The 4,444-nt window shown below is 61.4% G+C and carries 3 pseudogenes; all 3 read right to left on the bottom strand.

The features are described 5' to 3' along the window. Positions 1-351: 351 nt before the first annotated feature. Positions 352-1,242, bottom strand: a pseudogene (locus tag TW83_RS21985) (hypothetical protein); the annotation flags it as partial. 15 nt (positions 1,243-1,257) lie between these two features. After that, a pseudogene (locus TW83_RS22335) lies at positions 1,258-1,758 on the bottom strand (AMP-binding protein). Further along, positions 1,755-2,396: pseudogene (locus tag TW83_RS10420) on the bottom strand (thiolase domain-containing protein); the annotation flags it as partial. The pseudogenes TW83_RS22335 and TW83_RS10420, both read right to left, overlap by 4 nt. Between the last annotated feature and the right edge of the window lie 2,048 nt (positions 2,397-4,444).

Here is a 4,444-nt window from a genome sequence, read left to right on the forward strand (position 1 = left end):
GGCCATGCCACCCACAGGGGAGGCTTGGTTGGAAGATGCATCAGACCGAAACCTGAATGTCGGGTCCCGCAGGACAGACATGGATTTACGAAGGGGAGGGGTAACCTGCGGAACGCGAACAGCTCGCATCGTGACAACTTCCTGATAGTGCCAACATCTCTCAAGTGCGGCACAAGGGGCAAATCTCCGGAAAGTTCCTTAAAATTTTACAGACTATGCTTTTAGGCAGGCTTCGGTCGAGAATATCTTCAGAAATACAAGCAACGCGAGTAAATTGGACCAACAAAAACCGTGTAATAAACATGATTGATGCAGCTTATGATTGAGTAAAATCAACGATGTGCCGACCAATCAGCAGAACTCTGGCGGACGTATCCGCAACGACGACATCCCATTCCCGACGGACATTGCAGTCCCGCCTTGGGTAGTTCTGGCTTCGCGCGTGCGCATACACAGGGTGGGGTGATTTAGGGACTGGTGCGCGTCGATCAGCAGCAGTTCCGCGGTGATGCAGATCATGTTTTGTCGTGACAGCACGCCTTGGCGAACAGTGCCGCTCCGACCGACCGACGCGACGTGCAGTGATGTGCGGTCTTGACCCAGGATGAGGATCTCTGTCGCCGGGCCGGGCAGGGGTGCGCCTGTGGCGAACTGGGTGCCGACAAGGCTGCCAAGGTTTTGGACCGGTGTACGGGTCTGCATCATCGCGGCGATCATGGGAACGAGGTCCAGATTCGGACGCAGGCGCACAAGGCGCGCGGGCAGGCCACCGGGCAGCCGTCGGCGCGTCGGAACGGGGCGGAACAGGGCAAAGCCCGTCTCGGCGTCCGGCAGGCGGCGGAAGATGGCGCCGTCCAACTGCCATCCCGTGATACAGGCGTCGCGGGACAGGTGCGTGGCCTCGGGGCGCAGATGCCCCATGTGCAGGACGCTCGCAGCATCGGTCCAGAGCGCATGTGCGTGGATGTCACCCCCCTGGCCCAGATGCAGGCCCGCGCTGATGATGCGGGCGCCTGGACCAAGGATGCGGGTGTCGCTGTAAAAGGCCACACGACCGTCAGTCGGCACACCGCGGGCGATCCGGGTCAGGGCGTGTATGCCGGCACCGTGGGACAGCGGCGCCACCACCAGCGACGCGTCCTGTTCCGTGGTGCCGGGCAGCAGGTCGCACAGGTGGTTAGTAACGACGAAGGCCATCTGGCCGTGGGTAAGCACAGCAGCCTTGGGATGCCCCGTCGTTCCCGACGTGTAGAAGAACTAGGCCGGATCGTCGCGGGCCATCGCGGCCTCGGGCGGCATCCGGCTCATGTGGCGCGCAATCAGCGCGTCGTGGTCGGGGCCCAGGGGCGATACGCCGATGGGGATGATCGCCGGAATGTGGACCGCGCAGGCCGCCGCGTGGTCGGGGAATTGCGCGCCGCAGAACATGGCCTTTGCACCCGATGACTGCGCCAGATAGGCCAGATCATCGGGAGACAGGCGAAAGTTGGCGGGCACCCAGACCGCGCCGATGCGCCAGCAGGCGAACATCGTCTCCAGCATCTACAGGCAGTTGGCTGATTGCACCAACACCCGGTCGCCCTTGGTGATGTCATAATCCTGGGTCAGCGCATGGGCCAGCGCGCCCACGCGGGCCTGCATCCTAGCCCAAGTGGTGACGTGATCGCCGTGGATCAGGGCAGGAGCGTCAGGCAGGCGGCGGGCGTTCTGGATCCGGAAATGTCCCAGGTTCATCACCCGGTCGGAAACGGGGGTCATCGTACCCGCTCCAAGATCGAGACATAGTTCGTCACCGCAGCCCCTCCCATGTTGAAGACCCCCGCGATGGTCGCGCCCGGCAGCTGCATCGCGACCATGACGTGCTGGGACACGCCGGTCGCGCCGATGGGATGCCCCTTGGATTTCAGCCCGCCCGACAGGTTCACCGGCAGGCGGCCGTCGCGGGCGGTGACACCGTCGCGGATCACGCGGTGGCCCTCGCCGGGTTCGGCCAGCCCCATCGCCTCATATTCCAACATCTCGGCGATGGTGAAGCAGTCATGCGTCTCGACCAGCGACAGGTCGTCCAGCGTGACGCCCGCGCGGTCCAGCGCCTGCGTCCATGCCGACCGGGCGGCGCACATCTCCGGCATGTCGCAGCGCGACAGGGCCAGCGGGTCGTTGGCCTGCGTCCGGGCGCGAAAGGCGATGGCGCGGCGCATGGTCATCGCGGTTTCGGCATCGGCCAGCACCAGCACAGGCACCCCGTCCGAGATCAGCGAACAGTCGCTGCGCCTCAGCGGCCCTGCCACGCGCGGATTGCCGTCCGACACGGTGTTCCAGAAGGCCACGCCCAGATCCTTGCGCATATGGGTAAAGGGGTTGCGCATCCCGTTTTCGTGGTTCTTAGCCGCGATCTGACCGAAATGCGTCAGCGGCAGCACCAGATGATACGAAGCTGCAGGAAAGTCGACAGGTCGACCCCTCTGTGATGGGACACCTTTGCGCGTTCAATGCTGAGAATACCAGATTCAGGTCTTATGGTAGCAATTTGTGCCGCACAGCGATCAAGCAACCGGCCATCGAAGGAATATGAGTTTGTCCGTCAGCATCGGTTTTGACGCTATTCAGTCTCTGTTTTGAGGCGGCGTGACCAACTTAGCTGCGACGACCGCACAGTTGGAGCACCGCGCGTTGATCGGATTAGTTCCTTTGTCACCATGGACGAGATGGTTGAAGGTATCACGTCACCGTTCCACTGCAGCGGGCTGCATTCAAAACGACCAGAAGATGGCAATCTCGGCGCAGCCGCCGCACTGCTTATTAGAGGACTGCAGCATCGGCCAAGGCGGGCGTTGGACAATCAAGAAGAAAGCCGGTGATCGGCTCGAACATGCCCTAAGAGAGTGCGCTGTATAGGTCGCAGCGAGTGAACTGCGCCTGAGACTGCAGCCCACGGTTCTATGACCCTAGCAAGGGCGCGTCAGGGTACGGCTATGGAAATCCCGCGGCGCTGCGCCTGTCAGCCGCGCCGTGCAAACCAAAAGACATCATTACCGTGCGATTAGTCAGGTTCCAAGGAGTGCCGCGGCGCGTCGTGGCCTCGACGGGGGCCGATCTGAGGCCAGATCATCGTCGAGGCTGCGGTGAGCCCCCGGTTATCGTCTGGAATGCGCATCCACAGACGGCGAGGCGCCGCGCGATCAAGGCAGCCACGCTGACCCGCTGTTGCGGCTGGATGGAGTTCGCACTTGCCCCGGTCAGCGACGACGGAAGACCCGTCATCCCAAGCTGCATCACCGCGGTCACGGTCAAGGCGTACCGGGCTCAAGCACTCTTGCCTGCAGGGGCAGAGATGGAATGGCGTCATTTTGAGCTGAATGAACCGGATCAGCAGGATGCTGGCGCAGAATAGTGTTATCCCGAACGCCAACCGCGTCAGCGGCTGCATCGCTAGGCGCCCGACACGATAGGAACCTGCTACCACCCTGTGGGCAAGCACGACGTGACCCGTCTTTTTTACAATGAGCTGAGGTGAGGCATGTCTCGCCGGACCAGCATCAGACCCACGAAAACGTCGGGTGGTACCGGGGCTGAGACGAAGGGCCGGCCTGTGCAGGAAGGCCGAAGGGATCAGCGCGGCAGATAAGGCCCGCGCCGTCAGCCAAAAGAACATGGGAGTTTAAGGAACCGCGGCGGCCCACAGTGGGAAAGTCGAGATGGGCCAACTAAAGGTGCTACTAATCGACAGGCCTACGACGATACACAGATTGATAGCAGCAAAGCTGGCCGTTCAGGCAAGCTGGCCGTTCCTTACCTCTGTACTCTCTAGGGCCTGATAACGCACCGCTAACTGCTTGACGATAAGGACCAAAGCCAGTTTCCGCTGGAACCACCGCGCGCGCCCTTCCGGTACCGCGCAGCCACAGTTTTTGCGCCCACGACCAGTGGTCCGTAGACAGAGGCTAGGAGGCCGTCAGTGCTAGCCGCACAAACGCGCTTTGGGCCGAGGGTGCGAAAAGCCTTTAGGATTATTATCAGAGCTGGCGAAGCCAGAGCGCCAGACCCCTCCCTGCACCATCCACACAGCTGTCACAGCGAGAAGGCCGGTGGTCACCGCGAGGATACAGAGACCCATGCCAACTGCCGCACGCACTTTCTCTAATACGATCTATTAACCAGACGTCGCAAAGTTTATAGCTCGTCGATATGGCGATACTTGGCACCGACTTTGGACACACGGCCTTGCCGATGGTAAGACGCGCGGGGAGCCAAGCAGACATCTTAAAAATCGCAATATCTTTGATAGCACAGGGCGTCCGCTGTCATGCCGATGCCGACATGGGTGATACGACCGCTGCTGTGAGTGGGACGCTTCAGGGGCAGATCGAGAGCTCCTACCAATAGTTCGGCAGCCATACGTTACTAGCCAAGCGTGGTATGTCTGAGCTACGTCCCGTCTCCT

The organism is Paracoccus sp. S4493 (assembly GCF_000967735.1).
In the GTDB taxonomy this organism is placed as follows: Bacteria; Pseudomonadota; Alphaproteobacteria; order Rhodobacterales; family Rhodobacteraceae; genus Paracoccus; species Paracoccus marcusii.